The sequence below is a fragment of the Xanthomonas sp. WHRI 10207 genome (assembly GCF_040202975.1).
GTDB lineage: Bacteria > Pseudomonadota > Gammaproteobacteria > Xanthomonadales > Xanthomonadaceae > Xanthomonas.
Genome location: NZ_JBEGDX010000001.1, coordinates 21360 through 40083, shown reverse-complemented (window position 1 = coordinate 40083; position 18724 = coordinate 21360). Strand labels below are relative to the sequence as shown.

The following is an 18724-nucleotide window of genomic DNA, read 5'->3' as shown; positions in this document are numbered from 1 at the left end:
CGGCTGCGCCCGCCTAGCGATGAGCATGCCACTTGGCAGCTGCGCTACGCGTCGAACAGCATGCGCTGCGGGTCCGGCGGTGGCAGGTCGGCGAGCAGCTGACCTAACTGGTCGCGTTGCGCACGCAAGGGGTCGTGCATCAGAAAGTTGGCCAGCCGCGCGTGCCAGGCTGGCCAGCGTGTGGCCAGTGCATCCATGTCGCCATCGGCCGGGCGGCCTTCGTGCGGCGAGGCGACGAAGGCGGTGTCGCACAACACATTGCGCCATCCCAGCCCGCCCATGCGCAGGCTGAGGTCCACCAACGCGGCATACCAGGAGCCGTAACTGCTGGCATCCAATCCACCGGCCTTGCGCCGTGCAGCACCCCGTAGCAGCACCGCGTGCCCGACCGCCGAGGGCAGCTCCGGATGCAGCGGCGGCATCGCCGCACAGGCAGCGGCCAACCGCTCCGGCGCGTCCGGCAGTGGGTTGAGTTCGCCCAGCCGCGGCCAGCTGCAGGCTTCGCCCACATTGCTCCAGGGCGTGGCCGTGGCAATCGCCGCATCGCGCGCAAAACACGCGGTGAGCTGCCGCAACCAACCGGGCAGCGGGCAGGCATCCACCCCCAGCACCACCACGTCGGCATCGCCGCATGCGGCGAGCATTTCATCCAGATGCGCCACTTCGCCGAGCATGCGCTGGCGCCGGGTGTGGTGCGCCTGCAGCTGCGTCCGCGCCAGCCAGTGATCGATCACCGCGCGGCCGCGCGGGCCGGCCTGCGCGTCGTCGGCCAGCCACACCCGCGTGCCCGCAGGCGTGGCCGCATCCAATGCGCCCAAGCACGCATCCAGCGCCTCGTCGTCGGTGCCGACCGGCACCAGCACGACGGGCAGTGCCGCACTCATTGCGGCTTCTGGCTGGGTTTCAGCGGCTCCATGACCTTGAACTTCTGACCGTATTCGTCGGTGAGATTGCGCGCTTCCTGCGGGTTGCGCACGATCGATGGGGTGATCAGTACGATGACTTCGCGGCGGGTGTTGCTCTTTCCCTTGGTTCCGAACAACGCACCCACTACAGGAAGCTTGCTCAGGAAGGGCACACCATCGCTCGTATCGGTGGTTGTGTCATCAATCAAACCGGCCAGCATGATCGTATCGCCACTTTGCACAGCGGCCTCTGTTTTGACACGACGGGTATTGATGTCGACGTTACAGGCCGCTGCGTTCACCGTTGCGGTCGCGGACGTACATGCCGCAGGCCGATCACCCGGGCTACTTACTTCCTGGACGATATCCAAAAACACCATCCCGTCCTTGGTCACACGAGGACGCACCTTCAAAATCACGCCGGTATCAATGTATTGCACAGAAGAGAAACTACTGTCGCTCCCAAGACCGGTGTTGATCGAGGTTGAATTGATTGCGATACGCGAGCCGACGTTGAGCGTTGCTTCTGCATTGTTTCGCACAAACACCGACGGCGTTTGGAGCAGTCGCACATTTGTCACCCGATCCAAGGCTGTGATGATGGCCGCGGCATTCTTTCCAAGAAATGTCCAACCCAACCCGTTACTAGTAACGCTTCCGGCAATATCTCCCCAGATGTTCCGACCTGCAGCATTGGTAAGGCCAGCGCCAACACCGATACCAGTGGCATTCGCTAATGCAGTCGCTGGATCTCTCGAAGCATTCACAGCGTTTTCGAAATACCAATTGACGCCGTAGCTCAGGTCACCGGTCAAATTCACCTCAGCCACCTGCGCTTCGATATGCACCTGCATCGGCATCACGTCGAGCTTTTCGATGACATCGCGGATGGACGCCCACGATTGCGGCGTGGAGCGCACCAGCAAGGTGTTGGTTTCGGCCACAGCCGACACACCGACCTTGTCGCCTTCCACTTCCAGCGTCACTGCGCCGTTGCCGTTGCTGCGCGGTGAGAGCTGCAAGCTGCCGTTGCCCAGGCCACCGCTGCTGCTACCACTGCCGCCGCTGCTTCCGCTGCTGCCACCAAAACTGCTGCCCGAGCCGCTGCTGTCGCCGCTTTCGCCGAGGCTGCCTCCGGTCATGCCGGAGCTGGCGCCCATGCTGCTGTCGCGATTGCCCAGCGCGCCGCCGAGCACGCTGCTCTCGGCACCCGGCGCCAGCGAGGCGTTGGAGTCGCCGCCACCACCGCGCCCACCGAACACTTCCGACAATCGATCGGCCAGGTCCTTGGCCTTGATGTACTTCAATTCATACGAGAACAAGCGCACGCCGCCGCCGGCGCTGTCGATGCGGTCCAGCCACTGCTGGATCTGATCCAGATAGCGCGGCTGCGGAGTGATCACCAGCACCGCATTGGCGTTTTCCAGCGGCATGAAACGGAACATGCCGGCGCTGGGCGTCTTGCTCTGTTCGCCGAAGACCTTTTCCAGATCGGCACTGACCTTTTCGGCCTTGCCGGACTGGATCGGGAACACGCCCACCGACATGCCCGACAACCAGTCCACGTCGAAAATCTGCACGGTGCGCAGGTAGTTTTCGAGTTCGGCGCGGGTGCCGCCAAGGGTGATCACATTGCGCGCGTTGTCGGTGCCAACGATGGCATTGGGCCGTGCATACGGCTCCAGCACCTTCTTCATTTCGCTGGCGGAAATGAACTTCAACGGCACCACGCGCACTTCGAAACCGCGTGCGGCAGACGGCGATGCGGTGCTGGGCGCAACGGTGCCGGCCAGCGCCTGGTCGGCCGGCACGATGTTGTAGCGGCCACCGCTGAACACCATGCGCGCGTTGTTCCAGCCCAACACCATTTCCAGCAGGTTCAAGGCTTGCGCCGGCGAGACCGGATTGGGTGTGGCCAGGGTCACGGTGCCCTGCACGCCGGGCGCGATGACGTAGTTCTGGCCAAGCATGTCGCCCAGGATCGCCTTGACCACCGCCTGTACCGACTCGCCTTCGAAGTTGAAGGTGGCGCTGCCGCTGCTGGCCATGCCCAGCGTGGGCGACGGCGACGCCGCCGCGCTCTGGTTGATCATGGTGCCGCTGCCGCGCCGGATCACCGGGCTGGGCTTGGCGCTGGCGGCGGCATTGCCGTCGGCGCGTTGGTCGGCAACGGTCTGGGTGGCGCCGGCAGCGCCGACTTGTGGGTCCAGGCGCGCGTCGCGGCGCACGTCCGGTGGCGGAGTGGTGGCGCAACCGGCCAACAGGCCAATCAGCAGGGACACGGGAAACAGGCGCGGCGTCATGCGTTCACTCATTGGGTCTGACCGGGGGTAGAGCCGCTCTGGCGCTGCTGTTGCAGCTGGCGGCGTCGGGCTTCGATACGTTCGCGGATGGCACGCATCTGATCGTCGGAGGGGCGTGGAGCTTCCTGCGCGCCATCGCTGCGCTGCGGCGGCACCGTCGGCGGGGCTTGCCCGCCAGGTTGTTGCGCCGGCGGGGTGGCAGGCGGCGGTTGCGCGACCGCGGCGGCATCGGGCGACGGCGGCACCGGGGGCAATGGCGGGAGCGTGCCCGGCGCACCACGCGCGGCGGCATTGGCGGTCGGCGGTTGACCGCCCTGGCCGTTGAACACGTGCAGCTCCAACGTCTGGGTGCCGCCGGGGCCTTCGATGGTGGCACTGCGTGGCTGCAGGGCCAGCAGGCGCCAGCCCTTGACCGCGTCGCCGCCGAGCTGCACGCGCACCGAATCCTGCGGATCCAGGGTCAGCGTGGCCATCTTGAAGTTCTCGGTCAGCAGCACGCCGGTCAGGCGCACCGTCGAGGCCGCGCCGCTACCGTCGGTGCCGGACAGGAAGAACGGATGCGGCAGGCGGTCTTCGGCGAATGCGGGATGCGCGGCGATCTCCGAATATTTTTCAAAGGCCCCCAACCGCTCCGGCGCAGGCGCCGGTAGCGTGGGCAGGCGCTGCACCAGTGCCGGGTCGTCCGGTAGCAGTTCCACCCGCTTGCCTAAGCCAGCCACGGCCAGGATGCACACCAGCAGCGCCCAGCCGACCACGGTGGCCAGCAACCAGGTGCGTAAACCGATCAGGTCAAGGCGCATTGCTGGCCTCCCCGGCGGCGGCGGCGGCGGGCGCAGCATCGGTGTTCAACGGCGCAGCGCTAGCGCCGGGCCGCAGATAGCCGGCCAGTTCGAACGCAATGTCCAGGCCGTTGCCGCTTTCGTTGGGCGATAGTTGGTAGCGCTGCGCCATCACGTTGAGGTTGTCCACGAACAGCCGCGGAGTGCCGTTTTCCAGGCTGTACAACACCGAAGCCAGTTCCGGCGTGCCGCAGCGCAGGCGCACCTGCACCGCCACGCGGGTGAAGCGGTCCTTGCTCTCCGGCTGCAGCGGCGAGCGGTTGCTGATGGCGCAGCTGCGGTTGCCGGGGCTGGCTTCCACCACTGCGCGTTCCAGCCGCTGCACCAGTCCGGCCGAGGCCAGCTCGGCGGAGGTTTCCGGCAAAAATCCCGGGCGGCTTTCCAGCGTCTGCCGCGCCTGGCGCAGCCGCTGGCTGACCTGCGGCGCCTGCTGCAATTGCACGCGCACGCGCAGCTCGCGCTCGCGCAGCGATTGCAGTTCGTCCTGCATGGCGATCATCGGCTGGGTGAACCACGGGTGCACCAGCACCAGATACGCCACGCCGAGCACCAGCAGCAGCAGACCCAAAGCGATCCAGCGATCGCGCTTAACGCTGCGTGGCATCGGCCGCCTCCTTCGCATCGGGGCCAGCCAGCTCGGCGGTGATGGTGAAACGGTCGACGTTGCGACCGGCATCGCTCTGCAGCACGCCGGTCAGCGACGGCGTGCGCCATAGCGGCGAACCTTCCAGGCGACGCACCAGCGACGAGGCTTCGTTGCTCAAACCGATCAACTGCAATTGCCCGCCTTCGACCGAGAATTTTTCCAGATAGGTGCCGCCCGGCAGACGCCGGCTCAACTCGTCCCAGATTTCCACCGAGGTCGGGCGCGTGGCGCGTTGCTTCTGGAAGAAGGTAGCGCCTTCGACCAGATCCATCAGCTGCTGGCGTTCGGCAGCCACCTGGCGCGCGCGCGCGGCATTGGCCTGCACCTGCGCGCGCAGATCGTGGGCGGCTTGGCGGCGATTATCCAGCAGCAGCCAACCGGCCACAGCCAGCAACACCACCGCGGTGGCAGTGAGCAGCAGGTTCCATCGTTGCATCGGGTCGCTACGTCGCAGCCGGCGTGCCGGCGGCAGCAAGTTCACTCCCAATGGAGCGCCCTGCGCATCGGCCACATCGATGCCGGACAGCGCGTTGGTCCAGGCATCGGGCACACCGGCCGGGCCATCGATCATGCGCCGTGGCACCACGACCAGTTCCGCATCCAGTTGGCCGTCTTCGCGCACATCGAGCACGCGTGCGTCGAAATACACCTGGTCGGCGGTGAACGGGGTTTGCCGGTCGATTTCGAAACGCGCTACATCCTGCAGCCGCGCGGCGGCCGCTGCCGGCAGCCGCAACGGCCGCCGCAACGCATGCGCCGACGGCAACAGCCAATGCCGCGGCAGACCATCCAGCGCAGTCGGCAGCACGCCATTGACTTCCTGCGGCTGCACCGGCCACGGCAGGCTGGCGATCGCCTCACGGCTCTGATCGCGTTGGCGCAGCAACTGCAACGTGTCGCCATCGAGCTGCAACAACAGGCGCGCCTGCGACAGGCCCAATTGCCATTGCCAGCGCTGCGGCAGCCACGCCAGCAGCGATTGCTGCCACCAACGCCAGAAGCCTCCGGCTCCCGGCATGGCGCGTACGCCGATACGACCCAAGGTATCCCGCCATGCGGTCATTGCACTGCTGCTCCCTCTTCCCAACGCAACACGGTGTAGGCCGATCCCGGTACTGCGGACGCGCTTGTCGACACGACCGCGCGCAACACAGCCTCGCGTCCCTGACTCAGTCGCGCCCGGCTCTCGATACTATAAGTGTCAGACCCACCGACCGTCGCCTCGCTGCCCGGCAAACCCAGCGGCGCGTCACGCTGCGCCAGCAGTTGCCGCGCATCCAGGCCCATTGCAGTCAACACCGGGCCGGGTGCAAAACGCGCTTCGGGCCGCGAGCGGCCGCTGTACAAGGTGATGTTGGGCAGCAACTTGCGATACAACTCGCTGTCCATGCCCAGCACCAGGCGCAGTTCGCCCAACGTTTCGAACGGGCTGTCCTTTGCGCCATAGGGCAAGCCGGCATCGGCGTAATCGCGGTCTTCTGCGCCACCGCCGGGCTGGCTCAGCGAGTCGCCATCGCGCCAATCGACGATGGCACCGGCAATGCGCGTATCGCGGCCTTGTTCGCCGCCCACGGCACGCACCAGCCCGGCCAACAGCGCCGGCTCGGCCATGTTCAGATCCACCTTGCCGCTTTCGTCAGTGATACGGATCTCCACCGTGGCATCGTCCATCTGCCAACGATACCGTCGGCCATCTGCGCGCCAGCGTGCCTGGGTATCGGCGCTCTGCAAGCGGGACAGTGCGTATTCCAGGCCAGCGCGTGCGTATTCCTGCGCCTGCGCGCCATTGCGCAGCATAGTGCCTTGCAAAGCTTCCACACGCGCGGTGAGCGCAAACGCGCCGATCATCGCGGTGAGCAAGGCGATCAACCACAACACCAGCACCAAGGCAGCGCCACGTATCCGGCTCATTGCCCCGCTCCGGGGTTGCTGGATTGCGGCAACGCCACGACCAGCGGCGGCCATGCAGCGTCGCCACTACGAATCTCGATCCGCACCAGCAGCGGCAGGCGGTCGTGCCATTCCCACTGCGGCAACCATGCGCTCAGGCGGCCGTTCTGCGGATCCATGCCACGGTAACGAAAGCTCACCTGCTGCACGCCTTCCGCCAGCGGCTCCGGCGGCAATTTACTGCCTTCCTCGATCGACTTGCCCGATTGCAGCATGGTCAACGCAATCTGCAAGGTGCGTTGTTCGCCATCGCCGACCACCGACAACTCGTGCAGATACGGGCCACCGCGTCCCAGGTAATCCGGCACATCGGCGGCAAAGCGCATGCGCTGCGGTTCGCCGACAAACAACATCGGTTGCTGGCTTTGCGGGTCGATGCTCATCGCCAGTGGCAATGCAGCAGCCAACCGACGGCGCAGGAATTCTTCCACCGCACGCACACGCTCGCTGCGCTGGGCAATCGCCTCGCCGCGCTGACTCACCGCGCTGGCCGAGCGCAATGTGGCGAAGGCCAACGCCAGCCCGCCGACCAACAGCATCGTGGCCAGCAGCACTTCGATCAGGGTGAAGCCGGCGCTGCGCGAACGGATCACAGCGCACTGTCCTGTGCAGTGGCGGCCACCAGGCGCAAGGTGCGCCATTGCAGCATTTGATTGGGCGCCTCGCCCCAACGCACCACCAGGGTCAGTTGCAGCAGTTTGTGCGCACCAGGAGCCACCGGCGCCTGCGGATTACGCCGCGGTTCGTCGTAGGGGCGCACATCCATCGACCAACGGAAATGCCCGGCTTCGAACGTGCCTTGTTGTTGCTCGGGCACCAGCGGTTTGTCCATGCCTTGCAACGCCAGCAGCGATTGCGCGTGCAAGGTCGCACGCGTGCTGTCATCGGCCGCGCGCACCTGACGTGCCGCACCGGACAACGACCCCAGCAACAGGCTCAATGCCAAGGCGAGCAAGGCAAAAGCGACGATCACCTCGATCAGGGTGTAACCACGTTGCCGCTTCATGGCGCAGGCGTCCGCAGCGGACCCGAACGCACTTCGCCGGTGATCCAGCCCACGTCCACGCGCCAGCGCGCGTCCTTGACCTGCAGATCGATGCGACCGCCCGTGGACGCCCCATCGGGGAAGAACTGGATGGCGCCCTGATCTTCCCGCGACTGCACCTGGCGCGCGCCGGTGAAGCGCACCTGCAGCGACGACGGCAGGTCGCCGTGATGGCCGCCGGGCGCTTCCCAGCGGCGCTGCAGCGGATCGATCAGAAAGCGTTGCGGGGTGCCGGTGGCAATCGCCTGGGTGCGCGTATAGCGCAGTTGCGAGGCGATCGCCTTGCCGGCGGTGCGCAGCCGCATGCCATCGATGCCGCCGTTCAATGCGGCGGCGGCCAGCACGCCGGCCATCGCGATCAACGCGATGACCAGCAGCATTTCGAGCAGCGAGCTACCACGCGTGCGGGTACGGCCAGGACCGACTCCATGCGGATGACGCAACGGCTGACACGCAACGCGCATGGCGAGAACTTATTGGTACTTGATGTCCGAGTCGTAGCTGCTGCCGCCGGGGCGACCATCCTTGCCCAGGCTGATCAGATCGAACGGCTGGCCATCGCCCGGCGCGCGGTACTCGATGGTGTGACCCCACGGGTCGTTAAGCTCCACCGCCTTGGCGTACGGGCCAAGCCAGCCGCTGCTGCCGCCGGGCTGGGTCACCAGGTCATCGAGCTTGCTCGGCAACTTGCCGGTGTCGAGCTGGAAGTTTTCGATCTTGCCGGCCAGGGTCTGGATCTGCGACTTGGCCAGATTGGCCTTGCCGCGATCGGCGCCACCAAGCACGCGGCTGCCGACCAAGGTGAGCACCGCGCCGATCAGCACGATGACGATGATGATTTCCAGCAAGCTCATGCCGGCCTGGCCTGCGCGCGACGGACTACGGGTGATGGAACGCTTGATCATGAACGATTTCCTTGCACGTCGATGAAGGATGCTGCCGCCACTAAATGACATGGCGGCCATTGCATTGGTTCCCGCGTAGGTGTCGTGCGGTCACCGGAATGTTGTTGTGAATGCGCCGCCTAATGAAAAGCGCCGCGTGCCGTTAATGGAGTGTACGAGCGATGCATGCCGATGCCGAGTCCCGCTTGCGCCCGCCTTGCAGCTGCGCAGTCGCGTTGCCCGCGCGCTCAACCGATCGCATTGGTGAGGTCATACAGCGGTACCAGTACCGAAATGATGACAAGCCCCACCACCGAGGCCAGGACCAGCGTGATCAGCGGTACCAATGCAGCCAGCGCACGGTCGATGGCTTGTGCGGTTTCCAGCTCGAAGGTGTCAGCGGTCTTGAGCAACATCGTGTCCAACGCGCCGGATTCTTCGCCCACCTGGATCATCTGCAGGGCCAATCGCGGAAAGCGCTTGCCGCGCGCCAGCGATATCGCCAGACCATGCCCGTTCTTGACATCGTCGGCAGCGTTGGCGACATCCTCGACCAACGCCAGATTGGACATGACGTTGCGCGCGATGCCGATCGCGGCCAGCAACGGCACGCCGTTGCGCAATAAGGTGCCCAGGGTGCGCGTCAGCCGTGCGGTTTCCAGCCGCGCGATCAGGCTACCGACCACTTTCTGGCGCAGCAACCATTCGTCCAGCGCTGCACGGAAGGCGGCATTGCGACGCTTGCGATCCAGCCACAACCCGAGCACACCCGGCACCACGATCAGCACAAGCCACCAGTCGCGCACCAGCAAGCCCACGCTCAACACCGCCTGGGTGAACCAGGGCAGCGCGACATCCAGGCTTTCGTACATCTGCGCGAACTGCGGCACCACATAGCCCAGCAAAAACAACAAGGCGCACCCGACCACCGCCAACAGAATCGCCGGGTAGATCAATGCATTGATCACCTTGCCCTTGAGCGCGCGGCTGCGCTCCAGGTAATCGGCCAACCGTTGCAAGGTGTCCTGCATGCTGCCGCCGGCTTCGCCGGCACGCACCATGTTGATGTACAGCTTGGAGAACAGCCCATGCTGACGCTCCAACGCGGACGACAGCGGCGCACCGCCGCGCACGGTGTCGCGGATGTCGCCGATGACGCGCCGGCTTTTTTCGTCTTCCGGCAGATCCATCAGGATCGACAACGCGCGATCCAGTGGTTGCCCGGCCCCAATCAAGGTGGCCAGCTGCTGGGTGAATTGCACCAGCGCGGCATTGTCGAACGGTTTCTTGCGCAGCAGCATGCGCAGCGATGGCGAATCGTTTTCGCCGGTGGCCAGCCGCGTTTCCACCGGCAGATGGCCCTGCTCCTGCAGACGCAGCGCCACCTCGGCATCGCTGCCCGCTTCCATCTGGCCGTCGAGCATTTCGCCGTGGGCGTCGAGCGCTTTGTAACGGTAGAGGGGCATCAGGAACGGCCGGGACCGGGGGCCCGGGACCGGCGACCCGGGGAAAGCGGCGTACAGCAGTACTGGAATCCGGCAGCACGTCGGTCGGCGCATACGACAGCGACGACCAAGCACTTGCCTTGGCTGTTCCCGGGTCCCCGGACCCGGGTCCCCGGTCCCGACCACCCGGTCACTTCACCGCTCATGCATCCTCCGTCACGCGCAGGACTTCTTCGATGGTAGTTTCGCCGCGCAAGGCCTTGGACAGGCCGTCTTCGTACATGGTGCGCATGCCGGCCTTGCGGGCGAGTTGTTCGATCTCGCCCATGCCGGCACGGCGCATCACCGCACGCCGCAATTCGTCGTTCATCACCAGGAATTCGACGATGGTGGTACGGCCCAGATAGCCGGTCGGCGCGGCCGCCGAGGCACGCGGGCGATACAGGAAGATCTCGCCCTCCGGCTGCAGGCGGCGCAGGTTGAAGCGTTCGATTTCTTCCGGCGATGCGGGGTAGCGTTCGGCGTTGGCCAGGTCGAGTTTGCGCACCAGGCGCTGCGCCAGAATGCCGTTGATGGTGGAGGTGAGCAGGTAATCCTCCACGCCCATGTCCAGTAAACGGGTGATGCCGCCGGCGGCATTGTTGGTGTGCAGCGTGGACAGCACCAGATGGCCGGTGAGCGCGGACTGGATCGCAATGCGCGCGGTTTCCAGATCGCGCATTTCGCCGATCATGATGATGTCCGGGTCCTGACGCACGATGCTGCGCAGCGCATTGGCGAAATCCAGCCCGATCTGCGGCTTGGCCTGGATCTGGTTGATGCCTTCGATCTGGTATTCCACCGGGTCTTCGACGGTGATGATCTTGACGTCGGAGGTATTGAGCTGGCTCAGCGCGGTGTACAGCGTGGTGGTCTTGCCCGAGCCGGTGGGGCCGGTGACCAGCATGATGCCGTGCGGTTGTTCGAGCACCTTACGGAACTGCGGCAGGAAGTCTTCGGTAAAGCCCAGCTTGTAGAAGTCGAACACCACCGTTTCGCGATCGAGCAGACGCATCACCACGCTCTCGCCGTGCGCGGTGGGCACGGTGCTGACGCGCAGATCCAGCTCCTTGCCCTGCACGCGCAACATGATGCGACCGTCCTGCGGCAGGCGGCGCTCGGCGATATTGAGCTTGGCCATGATCTTGATGCGGCTGATCACCGCAGCGGTGAGTTTGGCCGGCGGGCTTTCGCCTTCCACCAGCACGCCATCGACGCGGTAACGCACCTTGAGGCGGCTTTCGAACGGTTCGATATGGATGTCCGAGGCGCGTAATTCCACCGCGTGCTGGATCACCAGATTCACCAGGCGAATCACCGGCGCTTCGGAGGCCAGATCGCGCAGCGCTTCGATATCGTCGCTGCTGTTGGCATCGCCATCGGCGGTTTCAACGATGGTGCCCATCGCACTACGGCCCTGGCCGTACCAGCGCTCGATCAGATCGTCGATTTCCGAACGCAGGCCGACCTGCAGGAACAATGCACAGCCGGTGGCAAGACGCACCGCATCGATGGCGTAATCGTCGTATGGATCGGCGATCCACAGATCCAGACGGCCATCGTGTTCGCCCACCGGGCATAGATGAAATTGTTTGAGAAAGCGCAGCGACAAGCCCTGCACGTCGGGCAGCATTTCCGGCGGGGTATCGCCGAGTTGGCGTGCATCCACCAACGGCAGGCCGAGCACATCGGCGCAGGTCTCTGCATGATCGCGTTCGGACACCAGGCCCAGGCGGCCGAGCAGGGCCAGCAAGCCCATGCCGGATTCGGCCTGTAACTGGCGCGCGCGCAGCAGGTCGGAGTCCTTCAGACGACGGCGTTCAAGCAATGCTTCGACGATGCGCGTTTCCGCACTTCGATGCTCAATTGGATCGACGGCAACCGCGTTCACACTCGTCTCCACTGGTTCGGCGCCGACTGTAGCAGTTTGCCGCGACGATCAACCGCACGCATCTGAATCGTCCTGAAAAACAATGCCCCCGGTGATTAGCCGGGGGCATTGGTCACACTATTTCAGTACTTACTGTCGTGCAACGAGGGTCAGCTTCGCGTAATCGGATGCACCCACCAACTTGATGTAGTACGTGCCTGCCTTGGGGGCAGTGAAGCGGACGGTTTCGCTGTTGCCCGGACGCGTCGACTTGGCATCGAAACTGGTGGCGCTGGGCTCGGCTTCATAGCTGACGTACACCGACACATCGCCGGTACCGCCGTAGGTCATGAAGCTCAGCACCGCACCGGCCTTGGCTTCGAAGCTGTACAGCGTAGAGCTGCCGAAGGTGCCACTCAGGCCGGTCAGCGGCGCCTTGTTGGTCAACGCGACGGCGGTCGGTGCGCAGGACTCGGTGGCCGGATCGCACGGCTCCACCAACACTGCTTCCAGTGCGGCCTTGGCGTCGACGATGCCGCTGCCGATCGGGGTGCTGGCCGGCGGGGTCACCGGGAAACGGCGGCTGGTCTGCTTGAGCAACGCTTCGACCGCAGCCGGGGTCAGCGGGCCGTCGCCCAGACCGATCGCCGCGCTCTGCACCAGCGCCACGACGCCAGCCACGTGCGGGGACGCCATCGAGGTTCCGCCCATGCCCATGTAGCTATAGCTACCGGAGGTCGGCGTGGTCGCACCGTCGTAGCCGGCCTGCCAGATGTAGCCGCCCGGATTGCCGTCCACGCTGCCACCGCCGCCCGGGCCGGACAAATCGACCTTGCTGCCGTAGTTGGAGTAGTAGGTGATGCCGCCGGTGATGCGGGTGGCACCGACGGTGACGGTGTTGTTGCAGCTGGCCGGCGAATGGTTGGCCGCGTCATCGCCATCGTTGCCGGCAGCGACCACGACAGTGGTGCCGCGCGCCACCGCACCGTTGATCGCCAGCTGGGTGGCCGAATCGCAAGCCCCACCGCCGCCCAGGCTCATGTTGATCACTTCGGCCGGGTTGGTGTTGGCGGGGACGCCTTCGACCGTGCCGCCGGACGCCCACACGATGGCGTCGGCGATGTCGGAGGTATAACCGCCGCAACGGCCAAGCACGCGGACCGGCAGGATGGACGCCTTGGGTGCAACGCCAGCCATGCCGATGCCGTTATTGGTCGCTTCGGCCACGGTGCCCGAGACATGGGTGCCGTGCCAGGAGCTTTCCTGCGCCACCGAGCCGGTGTAGCAGACGTTGTCGGCTTCTTCCCAATCGCCGTAATCCAGTGCACCGGGGACGCGGGCATCGGTCGGACGACGCGAGACTTCGGCATCGCTGATGAAGTCATAGCCCTGCAGCAGGTTGCCGGCAAAATCGGGATGGCCCGGCAGGATGCCGGTGTCCAGCACTGCCACCACCACGCCAGCGCCCTGCGACAGATCCCATGCGGCCGGCGCATTGATACCGCCGTTGGGGTTGCTCAGGTGCCACTGGTACTGCGCATACAGCGGGTCGTTGGGAACCAGCTGCGGGCTCACATCAGTGGTCGCAACGCTTTTCTTGATCTCGACCGGACGCAGCATGCGATCGATCTGCACGTCTGCCACCGACGGATCGTTCTTCAGCTCGACCACCACCTTGTCCACCTGCGCGGCGGTCAGCGTGCTGGACAGCTTGATCAGGTCCGAGCCGATACCGAGCTTGCGCACATACGTCGCCTTGGCGGCGGCTGCGCTGCTACGTGCGCCGGTACTGGCGCCGACGCGGCCGACAGCGGCCTGCACGGCATTGAGCTTGCTGCTGCGATCGGTCGCAGCGGCAGTGTTGTCCTTGTAGCGCACGATCAGGCGGCTACTGAATTGGGCGCCGGCCGAAGCGGACTGGGTCGGTTCCTTGACCAGCAGTTTCGGTGCGGCTGCCAGGGTGCCGGATGCACCAAGGGCCATCATCAGGATGGCGCCGGTCAGCGGGGTGAGGCGGAAGGTCTTGTCGATCACGGTGAAATCCTCTTCGTGTTTTTCGTGAATCAGGCTTGGAACGGGGTCGACAACGCCGCGCAGCCGTGAGCCGGCCTGCGGCAGTTGATCGATCGCTCCTGGTACGGCCATCACTCCATGCGAATCCGTTGGCTGGCCTAGCCACGGTCCTTGCCCGCCCCCTCAGGCCTTACCGCGGCGGCGCACATCGGCGCCGCCGCGTTTGATGCAACTGCGTACGCTGTTGCTGAGCGTTACCAGCCGAAACCGGCACCCACGCCGATCGAGCTGTCGTCGCCGCTCAGCGCACCGCCCACGGTCAACGTGGCGCGCGGGCTGATCGCACGCTGGTAGCCCACCGACAACGCCGACTCGCCGTTCTGGAAACCGACGCCGGCACCGACGCGGTTCTGCGAGGCGATACCGGCCACGCTGGCAGACATGTTCAACATCGCCGAGCTCATCGCGCCCTGACGATCCAGACGACGGTTCTGCCGACGCAGACGGTCTTCGATATCGCCCTGATAGCTTTCGAAGCTGTCGGCCATCGCGCTGTAGCGGCTGTCGGTGTAGCTGTTGGCCGTCGCAATACCGCCATCCAACTGGCCCTTGTTCACCGCATCGGTGGCGCGCGTACCGGCCGCCACATTGGCCACCTGCCGCTCGCCGCCGACACTGCCCACCGACACCGTGTTGGCGCGGTCGGCGACCGAGCCCTGACCCAACGCGACCGCACCCTGTGCACTGGCACGTGCGCCCTGGCCGATGGCGGTACCGGATGCGGCGCTGACCTGCGCACCCTCGCCCATCGCCACCGCATTGGTAGCCACCGCCGCAATCTGCGTGTTGGCGCCGACCGCCGTACTGCCGTCGGCATTAACGCGCGCATTGCTGCCGATGGCGGTGTCGTTGGGGCCGTGCGCGTAAGCGCTGCCGCCAATCGCGGTACCGGTGACGTGGTTAGCCACTGCCGCCGTGCCCACCGCCGTCGAGGTTGCCGCCGGGGTGATGCTGCCGACCACCGCTGCCGTCGGCGTGCCCTGCACGCCGGCAGTCGCAGTGGCGGTGCTGACGTTGCTTGCCGCATCGCTAGCAGCAGGTGCAGCGACAGCCGGCACCGTGGCGGTCCGCAGCGATGCCGTGGTGCTGGCAACCGCAGTGCCACCACGTGCATCCAGTTGGGTGACCTTGGTGTCCAGCGCGGTCAATGCCGCGCCCACGTTGTTGTAGCTGGCGCCTTGAATCACGTAGGTCGGCGCAACGAAGACGCCTTGCGCGCCGATCGCCGCACCGCCACCAAGGAAGCTGGCGGCATTGCTGAGCGACTGGAACAACTGACCGCCGTTGATGGCATCGGTGCTGGCATCGGCAATCGCGCCGGCACCCACGTTGACGATGCGACGCGTTGCCGGACCACCGCGGCCATTGCCGCTACCCACCGACACCGTATTGGCCTCGTAGGTGCGCGAACCCGAGCCCAACGCCACCGAATCGGCGCCAGTTGCACCGGCATTGGCACCCAACGCCACGCTGTTGACCGCACTCTGGCGGACGAAGGAGTTGTAGCCGAGCGCCACGCTCTTCTCGCCAATGGCATTGGTCTGTTGACCCATCGCGGTGCTGTTCATGCCGCTGGCGCTGCTGTCCACGCCCACCGCACTGGCACCAGTGCCGGTGGCGCTGCTGCCGGAAGCAATGGCGACACTGCGTGCACCACTGGCAGTGGCACCGGCACCTGCGGCGGTCGCGCGATCACCGGTTGCCACGGCTACGCCGGTGCCGGTGGTCTTGACCATGCCGCTGGTGGTCTGCACATCGGCCGCCAATGCGTCCAGCTGCCCCTTGTTGACGGCATCGCTGGCGGTCTGGCCGTCGCTGACGTTGACGATGCGACGCGTTGCCGGACCACCGCGACCATTGCCGCTACCCACCGACACCGTATTGGCGTCGTAGGTGCGCGAGCCCGAGCCCAAGGCGACCGAATCGGCACCGCTGGCACCGGCATTCGCACCCAGCGCCACCGCATTGCTGCCGCTTTCGCGCACGAAGGAGTTGTAGCCCAGCGCCACGCCATTCTCGCCAATGGAATTGGTCTGACGGCCCATCGCGGTGCTGTTCACGCCGCTGGCGCTGCTGTCCACACCCATCGCGCTGGCACCGGTCGCCGACGCGCTGCTGCCGGAAGCGATGGCAACACTGCGTGCACCCGTGGCAACAGCACCGGAGCCCGCAGCCGTGCTGCGCTCGCCGGTTGCGGTGGCCACCGTATCGCCGGTGGTCTTGAACTTGCTGCTGGTGTTCTGCACATCGGCCGACACCGCATCCAGCTGACCCTTGTTGACCGCATCGGTCGCGGTCTGGCCATCGCTGACATTGACGATGCGACGCGTCGCCGGACCACCGCGGCCATTGCCGCTGCCGATCGACACCGTGTCGGCTTCATAAGTGCGCGAACCCGAGCCCAATGCCACCGAATCGGCACCGGTTGCACCGGCGTTGGCACCCAGCGCCACACCGTTGACCGCGCTCTGGCGGACGAACGAGTTGTAGCCCACCGAGACTGCGTTTTCGCCGATCACATTGACCTGACGACCGACACCGGTGCTGTTGATGCCGGTAGCCGACGCATCCACGCCGATCACGCTGGCGCCGACCGCATCGGCGCGGCTGTTGCCGCCCAGTGCCAGCGTGTTGTTGGCCAACGCCGCAGCGCTCTGACCTAGCGCAGTGGCATTGGTGCCGTCCGCATACGAGTTCCAGCCGATTGCGGTGGTGTAGTCCGCGGTTGCCCACGCACCCGCACCGAAGGCGGCCGCGCCGGTTCCCGAGGCACGCGCCGGGATGAAGCCGAAGAACGTGCTGCCACCGACCGCAACGCTTTCGTCGCCGGTGGCTTCGCTGAACTCACCCACGGCCACCGCGCTGGCGCCGGAGGCCAGCGATGCCGCACCGACGGCGGTGCTGTAATCGCTGGACGCCACCGCGCCGTAACCCAGTGCCGACGACAGCCGGCCGCTGGATTCGCTGTAGCCGCCAAATGCCGCGCTGCCGACGTTGGACGCCGCACTGCGGAAGCCCGCAGCGGTGGCCTGGTTGTCCGATGCCACTGCCTCGCTGCCGAGCGCGGTGGTGTAGGTGGAGCTTGCCTGCGCGCCAGCGCCATTTGCGGTGGCGCCGATAGCGCTCGCCTGCGCATTGCTGCCGAATGCGCTGCTGTTTTCGGCCAACGCCTGCGCGTTGCTGCCGACCGCTGCGGCACTGGTGCCGCTCGCCAGCGCATTCAAGCCGACTGCGGTGGCTGCATCGGCCACTGCCTGTGCACCTGCGCCCAATGCAGTGGTGCCGGTGGCGGTGGCGTTGGCGCCCTCGCCTGCAGCCAATGCGTTATCGCCTGCGACGTACGCACCGGCATCGCTGTCGTCGCTGCCGCTGGCCTGGAAGTACTTGCTGGTGGTTGCACCGGCTTCGGCAACCGCATTGAGCTGATCCAGATTCACCGCATCGGTACCCTGGGTGCCGGCCGCCACGTTGGTGATCTGACGCTCGTTGCCGGCGCTACCGACGGACACCGCAAAGTCGCGATCGGCGACCGAATCGGCGCCCAATGCCACGCTGCTTTCGCCGGTGGATTCGGCAAAGTTACCCAACGCGGTGCTGTTGAGGCCCGGTGCCCATGCAGCACCACCCACGGCGGTGGAGAAATCGCCGGACGCTTCGGTCGGCAACAGGCCGAGCAAGGCGCCGCCGACCGACACGCTGTTATAGCCGCTGGCCACACTGCCCTGGCCGGCTGCAACGCTGTAGGCGCCAGTGGCGGTGGCGTCACTGCCCACGGCGACCGTGTTGGAGCCGCTGGCGGTGCTGAAGTTACCCAAGGCGGTGCTGTTGAAGCCGCTCGCGGTGGAATACCCACCGACGGCGGTGGCGTAATTGGCCGTCGCCTGTGCGCCGAAGCCCAGTGCTGCGGCGGTGGTGCCGTCGGCGACGCTTTCTGCGCCGATTGCCGTGGCCGATTCGCCGCTGGCGCTGGCGAAGTAACCCATCGCGGTGGATTCGCTGCCCTGTGCCTCGCTCAGCGCACCGACCGCCAGCGAGCCATCGCCATAGGCACCTGCCGCTGCACCGAGCGCGGTGCTCTGCGCGCCGGCTGCTTCGCTCTCGCCACCCACGGCCACGGCATAGTCGCCGCTGGCCTGGCTGAAGGCGCCGTTGGACACGCTGCCGAAGCCGCTGGCTGCTGCGTTGTAACCGGCGGCATTGGCGTACTGCGCCGTTGCGTTGGCGCCGCTGCCGATGGCCACTGCACCGATCGCGGTGGCATTGCTGCTGGCACCGAACGCGCTGCTGTAATCGCCTTCAGCGGTGGCATTGGAACCGGCCGCCGTTGCATCTTCGCCCTGTGCGACGGCAGTGCCGTCGCCGGTGCCTGCATACAGGCGCGCGGTGGTTTCGGCGGTGCCGGCCACTGCGTTGAGCTGATCCAGGTTCACCGCATCGGTGCCCTCGGTACCGGCAGCGACATTGGTGATCTGACGCTCGCCGCCGACCGTGCCCACCGACACCGTGTTGGCGCGATCGGCGAGCGAGCCTGCGCCCAGCGCGACGCTGTTGTCGGCAGGGGTATACGCACCGCTGCCGAGGCTGACGCTCTGCGCGCCCGAAGCGTTGGATTGCCAGCCCAGCGCGACGCTCTCGTCGCCACCCGCGAAGGATTGGCCGCCAAGCGACGTGGCACCCTGGCCAGCCGCGACTGCATAGGTGCCCACAGCGATCGACGCGAGGTTG

General features: G+C 66.0%; 14 protein-coding genes. All 14 read right to left on the bottom strand.

Features of this window, described 5'->3' with window-relative positions; all coding sequences use genetic code 11:
* Positions 1–44: 44 nt before the first annotated feature.
* Positions 45–884, bottom strand: coding sequence for a glycosyltransferase family 2 protein (locus tag ABQU90_RS00140; RefSeq protein ID WP_323514306.1), 840 nt, complete (start codon positions 882–884; stop codon positions 45–47).
* Positions 881–3220 (bottom strand): type II secretion system secretin GspD, encoded by a 2340-nt coding sequence (gspD, locus tag ABQU90_RS00135; protein ID WP_323521610.1) that lies wholly within the window; start codon positions 3218–3220, stop codon positions 881–883. The genes ABQU90_RS00140 and gspD overlap by 4 nt, the downstream gene beginning before the upstream one ends.
* Entirely contained in the window at positions 3217–4008 is a 792-nt protein-coding gene (gene xpsN / locus ABQU90_RS00130; protein ID WP_323521608.1) for a type II secretion system protein XpsN, read from the bottom strand. The genes gspD and xpsN overlap by 4 nt, the downstream gene beginning before the upstream one ends.
* On the bottom strand, positions 3998–4651 hold the full coding sequence (gspM, locus tag ABQU90_RS00125) for a type II secretion system protein GspM (protein ID WP_055850791.1): 654 nt from the start codon (positions 4649–4651) through the stop codon (positions 3998–4000). Before gspM ends, xpsN begins: the two co-directional genes overlap by 11 nt.
* On the bottom strand, positions 4635–5756 hold the full coding sequence (locus ABQU90_RS00120) for a PilN domain-containing protein (RefSeq protein ID WP_323521606.1): 1122 nt from the start codon (positions 5754–5756) through the stop codon (positions 4635–4637). Before ABQU90_RS00120 ends, gspM begins: the two co-directional genes overlap by 17 nt.
* The gene (locus tag ABQU90_RS00115) at positions 5753–6604 is read right to left on the bottom strand and encodes a type II secretion system minor pseudopilin (protein WP_055850786.1); all 852 of its coding nucleotides are present in this window, start codon (positions 6602–6604) and stop codon (positions 5753–5755) included. The genes ABQU90_RS00120 and ABQU90_RS00115 overlap by 4 nt, the downstream gene beginning before the upstream one ends.
* The gene (locus ABQU90_RS00110; protein WP_323521605.1) at positions 6601–7236 is read right to left on the bottom strand and encodes a type II secretion system protein J; all 636 of its coding nucleotides are present in this window, start codon (positions 7234–7236) and stop codon (positions 6601–6603) included. The genes ABQU90_RS00115 and ABQU90_RS00110 overlap by 4 nt, the downstream gene beginning before the upstream one ends.
* Positions 7233–7649 (bottom strand): type II secretion system protein XpsI, encoded by a 417-nt coding sequence (xpsI, locus tag ABQU90_RS00105; protein ID WP_055850781.1) that lies wholly within the window; start codon positions 7647–7649, stop codon positions 7233–7235. Before xpsI ends, ABQU90_RS00110 begins: the two co-directional genes overlap by 4 nt.
* Entirely contained in the window at positions 7646–8152 is a 507-nt protein-coding gene (gene xpsH, locus ABQU90_RS00100) for a type II secretion system protein XpsH (RefSeq protein WP_055850779.1), read from the bottom strand. Before xpsH ends, xpsI begins: the two co-directional genes overlap by 4 nt.
* A 9-nt stretch (positions 8153–8161) precedes the next feature.
* Complete coding sequence (gene gspG / locus ABQU90_RS00095) at positions 8162–8593, bottom strand: type II secretion system major pseudopilin GspG (RefSeq protein ID WP_055850775.1); 432 nt, start codon at positions 8591–8593, stop codon at positions 8162–8164.
* A 227-nt stretch (positions 8594–8820) separates the two neighbouring features.
* The gene (gene xpsF / locus ABQU90_RS00090; protein WP_115561277.1) at positions 8821–10038 is read right to left on the bottom strand and encodes a type II secretion system protein XpsF; all 1218 of its coding nucleotides are present in this window, start codon (positions 10036–10038) and stop codon (positions 8821–8823) included.
* Positions 10039–10219: 181 nt separating this feature from the next.
* A complete protein-coding gene (gspE, locus tag ABQU90_RS00085) occupies positions 10220–11947 on the bottom strand; it encodes a type II secretion system ATPase GspE (RefSeq protein WP_055850769.1) in 1728 nt (575 codons plus the stop codon).
* 129 nt (positions 11948–12076) lie between these two features.
* On the bottom strand, positions 12077–13960 hold the full coding sequence (locus tag ABQU90_RS00080; RefSeq protein WP_323521815.1) for a S8 family serine peptidase: 1884 nt from the start codon (positions 13958–13960) through the stop codon (positions 12077–12079).
* Positions 13961–14193: 233 nt separating this feature from the next.
* On the bottom strand, positions 14194–18705 hold the full coding sequence (locus tag ABQU90_RS22730; protein WP_503064408.1) for an ESPR-type extended signal peptide-containing protein: 4512 nt from the start codon (positions 18703–18705) through the stop codon (positions 14194–14196).
* Positions 18706–18724: the final 19 nt, after the last annotated feature.